Origin of the sequence: Parabacteroides faecalis, from assembly GCF_022809355.1 — a bacterium.
Taxonomy (GTDB): Bacteria; Bacteroidota; Bacteroidia; order Bacteroidales; family Tannerellaceae; genus Parabacteroides; species Parabacteroides faecalis.
The window spans coordinates 1-6,492 of the sequence record NZ_JAKZMM010000088.1; the positions used below are offsets into that span (position 1 = coordinate 1).

Sequence of the window (6,492 nt, forward strand, 5' to 3'; positions counted from 1 at the left end):
TTTTGCAACACTAAGATAAGTGAAAATTCTGACATGGCAAAATCCTGGGCAACTTTTTGTTGCTCAGGAACTTATAAATAAAGTTAAATTATAGTGTTGCGGAATTAAGGAACAAGAAACCAATCATCTTTGAGAAGTATGACTTACCAGAGCCATAGAATCCACTCAACCAGAGTCCTGGCTGTGCAGTATTCGAGGTGTAGAAGTCGCAGAAATCTGCAAGGTGTTTGGCAAGACTTTCTGTCAAGATGAAGCCATCAAGTTCGTCGATGACACTTTGCTCATCTTGCTGATTGAGGTCGATGACACTCTTTATGTCTTCCTCCAAGTGGATGGAGAGTATGTCTTTAATCTTTGTCATGATGATATAAGTGTTAGATGACAACTACACAGCGGTACTTGGAGGCTGGCTGTTTGTCAAGGAAGTATATTGTATCGTTTTTCAAAGTCGCGGGATAGAAGAACACCAATGGCTTTTGGAACTTCATTACGTTTGGATCCTCCATGATATTCTGGTTCGAGAATCCCATTTTGTAAATAACTCCAGTATGAACCAACACAGGTGAGACACCCTTTGATGACACTTCCACAACACGCTTCATTAGATGTGAGTAGAATGTGCCTTCTGAATAGTTCTGGCTAACAAAGACTTCGGTACCCATATTCTTGAATTGTCTCTTGAATTTGTCAAGTCCTTTGGAATCGACAAACTCTGTGAACAACTCACGAAGGTCTATGAACTCATAGCCATCTGTATAGCGTTTCTTAGCTTCTTCAATGTACTTTTCTTCATCCTCTGGAGGATAAACAAAGAGAATGCTTCGACCACCGTTTGCCTCAGATGACAAACGAGCAAGGTCACGGCTTAGTGCAGCCGTGAGATCTCCGAAAAGTCGGTTGTGGTCTTGTATATAATTGGATGCCATGTTCTTGGTTATTTTATGTCTATTGATATTTCACTTCCCACCTGAGCAATGTCCCAGTATTGAATGTTCTCAATCTTCTTCAATCTTGCTATGATGCTTTGCTCTTCATTGAACGCAAATATCATATAAGGGTTGTGAAGTGTTTTGTCCCCTGGTACAACCTGCTGAACAAATCTAATGAAATAGACAAACAGGTTTGATGTGATAACAGGATGGACGATAGTCTTTTTTATTGCACCATCTGCCAATCCTATCTTTTTGAGAATGGTCAGATACTTGCTTCCCGAAATCTTCAATGTGTCTTCGCTCCATTGAAGTTCTCCTGGTTCTGTTTCTTTGATGTGACGAAGGAAACTTGTAATTTCTTCTGCAAGGATGGTGACACGACCAGAATACACAGCCTTCATAAACACTTCTGCCGATATTCGTGAGAAGAGTTTATTTGAGTAGGTAAGCTGCCAGAACAGCACAATAAGACGTTCTTGGATAGAGAACTCCTTATTGCCGATTGCCTCAAAGAACATCTTCTTGTGCTCGTCATTCTCAAATCTTAAAATACAAGATTCAATAGCAGCAACAAATCTCTTGAAAGACTTTTCTGATCGAAACTCAAAGGCACCAGTACTTCCATTAGTGACACCATAGGTATCGCTAATGTAGTCGAGCATCACGTTGTAGTCAGGTATGCTACCCATGATATTTACTCCTGAATCATATTTCTGTGCCATTATTCGAGTTCTTTGTTTACGATTGATATAGCCTTTTTAGTGACTTCTGCTGGCATACCTGTTGCGACCTCACATACTTTATCAGCCAGCCAAAGGGCATGTAGTTCTTCGATGTCGATCTGATAGAACTCAGCCAACTTTTGGAGTTGTTCCGGCTTGATGTTTCGTTCGCCTTTCTCGATACGACTGTACATTGGAGGTTCGACTCCAATTACAGATGCTACGTCCTTAGACTGCAAGCGCCGTTCAGCACGTAGTAAGTATAATTTATCAGCTAACTTTGTTGTCTTCTCAGCCATATACATTATTAATATAAATATTTTGGCGCAAATATAATAATAATTTTCCAGATTTAGGCAATTTCTTGCCATTATTTAATAAATTTATTGCTTTTTGATGAAAATTTTCATAAAAACGCAGAAATCGAAAGTCAATTTATACCAATTATCGCGTTTTACGATACCATACACGACTCCCTAAATCAGGGACTCCAGAACTCTGTTTTGGGATGGAATCATGATAGGACGGTACAAGTTGGGAACATTCTTTTCTTGCCATTCAAAACATCACTTGATTTTCAGCATATTGGCATCTTGCCCAAGTACCGCTAAAAATGGCACATGGGTAAGAAATGAGGTAAGGGATAGGGTAATTTCAAACTACCTTATCCTATCTTGTTGTCAGAGCCAGGCTTGATAGCAATCTCAATAACGAATCGTTATCGACTTTTGGAATAGCATGGAGTTTCTTGTAACCCCGGTCTGATTTGGACCCCCCTTTTCTGTTTTGAAGCTGACTCAATATGATGTGATAACTGGAGTGAGGTCATCATCATCCATTCAAATCTTCCTTTCCCTTTTGTCAAAGATGCATGATCCATCTGTCACTTTGGGCAGATAGTAAAGAAAATGCCACATCCAAAGCAGATTCTTGGGAAACTTTTCTTTTATTTGGGGAAAAATGTGTACCTTTGCATTCAGTTAGATGTGAGTTCTAACACTTTCACTTGATTTAATTTTGCCCACAAAACCAGAACCAAATTTAGAGCATCATTTTTAGTTCTTTGAATATGCGTTTTTGAACGCTAACTACCTCCAACGGACGTTAAAAAACTAAATTCCGTTAACGTCAAAATATCGGGAACACGTTGGGAACATCAGCAATTTTTCTCATTTACGTTTAGCTGATTATCAACACGTTAAATAGTACCCAAGTCCCACGTTCCGTGGCACATGGGTTGTGGGTACTCCTGGTTCTGGTAAGACCTTCTCCATCATCGAGCCGTTTATCAGGCAGCACAGCGAGAAGGGCTTTGCCATGGTGGTGTACGACTATAAGTTTCCCACTCTCGCCACCAAACTCTACTATCATTACTTGAAGAACAAGAATGCCAAGGACAGCAAGATGCCCCATGGCATGAAGTTCAACATCATCAACTTTGTGGATGTGGAGTATTCGCGCCGTGTGAACCCCATCCAGTTGAAGTACATCAACAACCTTGCCGCAGCGAGCGAGACCGCCGAGACCCTGCTTGAATCCCTGCAAAAAGGCAAGAAGGAAGGCGGCGGTGGCAGCGACCAGTTCTTCCAGACCTCTGCCGTCAACTTCCTTGCCGCCTGCATCTATTTCTTCTGCAACTACGGCAAGGAGCCCTACGACAAGGACGGAAAGATGCTGATTGCCGAGCGGCGTGAAGACCCAAAGACGAAAAGGCTGATACCCACAGGACGGGTGTTCGACCATTCGGGCGCGGAGGTGCAGCCCGCTTATTGGTTGGGCAAGTACAGCGACATGCCACATATCCTATCGTTCCTCAATGAGAGTTATCAGACCATCTTCGAGGTACTTCAGACCGACAACGAGGTAGCCCCCTTGCTTGGCCCGTTCCAGACTGCCTTTGCCAACAAAGCCATGGAGCAGTTGGAAGGTATGATTGGCACGCTACGTGTCTATACCTCCCGTCTCGCCACCAAGGAATCTTACTGGATATTCCACAAGGACGGCGATGACTTCGACCTGAAGGTCAGTGACCCGAAGAATCCAAGTTATCTGCTCATTGCCAACGACCCCGAGATGGAGAGCATCATCGGTGCACTGAATGCCTTGATTCTCAACCGCCTTGTAACGAGGGTGAATACAGGACAGGGCAAGAACGTTCCTGTCAGCATCATCGTCGATGAGTTGCCGACCTTGTATTTCCACAAGATAGACCGACTGATAGGCACAGCCCGAAGCAACAAGGTGAGCGTGGCACTTGGCTTTCAGGAACTTCCGCAGTTGGAAGCCGATTATGGCAAGGTGGGTATGCAGAAAATCATCACCACCGTGGGCAATGTGGTGAGCGGTTCGGCAAGAGCCAAGGAAACCCTCGAATGGCTGTCGAGTGACATCTTCGGTAAAGTAGTGCAACTCAAAAAGGGCGTGACCATCGACCGTGACAAGACCTCCATCAACCTCAATGAGAATATGGACAGCCTGGTGCCTGCAAGCAAAATCTCCGATATGCCCACAGGTTGGATATGTGGACAGACCGCCCGTGACTTCGTAGTCACCAAGACCGGGATGAACGGAAGCATGAACATCCAGGAGAGCGAGGAGTTCAAGACATCCAAGTTCTACTGCAAGACCGACTTCGATATGACGGAAATAAAGAAGGAGGAATCGGAGTATGTCCCTCTCCCTAAGTTCTATAAGTTCAAGTCGAAAGAAGAGCGAGAGCGCATCCTCTACAAGAACTTCGTTCAGGTTGGGGAGGACGTGAAAGCCATGATTAAAGAGATTCAGCAGTTCCGCACTATGATGTAGTGATATTGATTAGAGTGCGGTGAGACATCGCACCTCCTATATAAAATAATGTAATGAGAAGATACATCATCGTACTATTGAGCATGTTGGCCATCTGTAGCGTGCCCTGTCAAAGCCAAACCATTGACAGGGCACTGTTTGAACGGATGGTAGCCATTACCAAACACTTCGAGGGTTGGCACGACCCAAAGACCACACCGGGCTATGTGGGCTATGGTCACCAGCTACAGAAGGGAGAGCGTTTCCCGAAAACACTGACACGTCAGCGTGCAGATTTGCTGTTACGGACAGACCTCCTCCGGCACCTGCGCCTATATGCCCGTTATGGCAGGGATGCTTATCTGCTTGCCACCCTCTCGTACCAGATTGGACCAGCCAAGTTGTTAGGCAATGGACGATACCCGAAAGCGTCCCTGCTCACCCGATTGGAACGTGGCGACAGGGACATCCTGCCACTCTATCTGAGCTATTGCAAATGGAGGGGAAAAGCAGTGGCATCCATTAGGAAACGGAGGTGGGTGGAATATCAGCTGTTGTATGCCGAGCGGTGAGGCACCATCCCTCCTATACCTGTTTGTCTGTCACTTATATTATATATAAAGGTAATAATTGCAATTTCAATGTTAAAGTCAGAGCATTATGGCATCCATCAAATTAAAGTTCAGAACATCATCTGTTCAAGAGAAAGAGGGTCGCCTGTATTATCAGGTGATACACAATCGTGTGGCACGTCAGATCCATACAGAGTACAGAATCTATTCCTCAGAGTGGGATGCGGACCATTCAAACATCATTTTGCCAACTTCCGTCACTCCACAACGTCAAGCCTATCTTCTTTCCTTGAAAGATACATTGGATGCTGACAGGAAGAAACTGCTGTTGGTCATTGCACGGTTGGACAAGGAAGGGCAGTCATATACAGCAGACACCGTCGTTGACAACTTCCATGAGGGAAAAGAATTACATGGCATTATCGGCTATACGCTGGAGTTGAACGAAAAACTGAGACGCATCGGCAAGAAGCGGATGGTAGCAAGGTACAAAACCACCCTCAACAGCCTCCAGCGTTACCTGAAAGGAGGCGATGTGCCATTGGAGGAAGTCGATGGGACAACGATACAAGGCTATGAACAGTGGCTGAAAGACAGCGGACTGTGCCGCAACACCACCTCTTTCTACATCCGCAACCTGCGCACCATCTACAATCATGCCGTAGATGACGGACTGGTCATCTCTTCCTCACCGTTCAAGCATGTATATACCGGCATCGACAAGACCGTCAAGCGGGCACTCCCCTTGGAAATCATCAAGCAACTGAAAGAGCTGGACTTGAGTCTGAACCCCCGTTTGGAGCTTGCAAGGGATATGTTCCTGTTCAGTTTCTATACCCGTGGGATGTCGTTCATCGATATGGCACAACTTACACCAAGCAATCTGCATGGCAGTACGCTCATTTACCGCCGTCAGAAGACCTCACAACAGTTGCACATCAAATGGGAACCTGCCATGCAGGAGATAGTGGCGAAGTACAAAACAGATGATTCTCCCTACCTGCTCCCTATAGCAAAAGGAGAGGGAGCCATATTCTGGAGACAGTACAAGAATGCCTATAGCCGTATCACCAAGCAGTTGAAGAAAATCGGAGAAATGATAGGCCTGTCCGTACCCCTGACCACCTACGTAGCCCGCCACTCCTGGGCAAGCATAGCCAAGAGCAAGAACGTGCCCGTATCTACTATCAGCGAGGCATTGGGGCATGACTCCGAGAAAACCACACAGATATACCTCTCCTCATTGGACACCTCTGTCGTTGACAACGCCAACAATCTCATCATCAATTCTCTTTAGGAGGTGCAGCGTCTCACTGCACCTTTATTTCAATATTTATAACTATTGTATTGCGGTGTGATACCGCAACTATAATAAACCTAAAATCCGCAACTATCATCCAATACACGATTAAGGGTAGATTTATGAGTCGTTAGTAGCAGCTTTCAGTAAAAAGCAACAGCACAACATCAATATGTAGCCAC

At 45.0% G+C, this 6,492-nt stretch carries 6 protein-coding genes and 1 pseudogene; 3 read left to right on the forward strand and 4 right to left on the reverse strand.

The window, feature by feature from the left end; translation table 11 throughout:
* Positions 1-88 precede the first annotated feature (88 nt).
* From MUN53_RS17900 to MUN53_RS17915, 4 genes are read right to left on the reverse strand one after another with little or no spacing between them, the layout of a single operon-like run.
* Positions 89-361, reverse strand: coding sequence for a hypothetical protein (locus tag MUN53_RS17900; RefSeq protein ID WP_243326763.1), 273 nt, complete (start codon positions 359-361; stop codon positions 89-91).
* A 13-nt stretch (positions 362-374) separates the two neighbouring features.
* Positions 375-926, reverse strand: coding sequence for a hypothetical protein (locus tag MUN53_RS17905; protein ID WP_243326765.1), 552 nt, complete (start codon positions 924-926; stop codon positions 375-377).
* 8 nt (positions 927-934) lie between these two features.
* Positions 935-1,654, reverse strand: coding sequence for a BrxA family protein (locus tag MUN53_RS17910; RefSeq protein WP_243326766.1), 720 nt, complete (start codon positions 1,652-1,654; stop codon positions 935-937).
* Positions 1,654-1,953: a helix-turn-helix domain-containing protein gene (locus MUN53_RS17915; protein WP_243326767.1), complete on the reverse strand. Its 300-nt coding sequence runs from the start codon at positions 1,951-1,953 to the stop codon at positions 1,654-1,656. Before MUN53_RS17915 ends, MUN53_RS17910 begins: the two co-directional genes overlap by 1 nt.
* 922 nt (positions 1,954-2,875) lie before the next feature.
* On the opposite strand from MUN53_RS17915, the pseudogene MUN53_RS17920 reads away from it, so the two are divergent.
* The 3 genes and pseudogenes from MUN53_RS17920 to MUN53_RS17930 all read left to right on the forward strand — a co-directional run.
* Positions 2,876-4,459, forward strand: a pseudogene (locus MUN53_RS17920) (type IV secretory system conjugative DNA transfer family protein); the annotation flags it as partial.
* A 53-nt stretch (positions 4,460-4,512) separates the two neighbouring features.
* Positions 4,513-5,010 (forward strand): lysozyme family protein, encoded by a 498-nt coding sequence (locus tag MUN53_RS17925; RefSeq protein ID WP_005816141.1) that lies wholly within the window; start codon positions 4,513-4,515, stop codon positions 5,008-5,010.
* Positions 5,011-5,098: 88 nt separating this feature from the next.
* Entirely contained in the window at positions 5,099-6,307 is a 1,209-nt protein-coding gene (locus tag MUN53_RS17930; protein WP_005816149.1) for a putative resistance-associated DNA invertase, read from the forward strand.
* Positions 6,308-6,492 lie beyond the last annotated feature (185 nt).

Coding starts and splice junctions, on each gene's coding strand:
- MUN53_RS17900 (WP_243326763.1), bottom strand. CDS start 361: ATGACAAAGATTAAAGACATACTCTCCATCCACTTGGAGGAAGACATA.
- MUN53_RS17905 (WP_243326765.1), bottom strand. CDS start 926: ATGGCATCCAATTATATACAAGACCACAACCGACTTTTCGGAGATCTC.
- MUN53_RS17910 (WP_243326766.1), bottom strand. CDS start 1,654: ATGGCACAGAAATATGATTCAGGAGTAAATATCATGGGTAGCATACCT.
- MUN53_RS17915 (WP_243326767.1), bottom strand. CDS start 1,953: ATGGCTGAGAAGACAACAAAGTTAGCTGATAAATTATACTTACTACGT.
- MUN53_RS17925 (WP_005816141.1), top strand. CDS start 4,513: ATGAGAAGATACATCATCGTACTATTGAGCATGTTGGCCATCTGTAGC.
- MUN53_RS17930 (WP_005816149.1), top strand. CDS start 5,099: ATGGCATCCATCAAATTAAAGTTCAGAACATCATCTGTTCAAGAGAAA.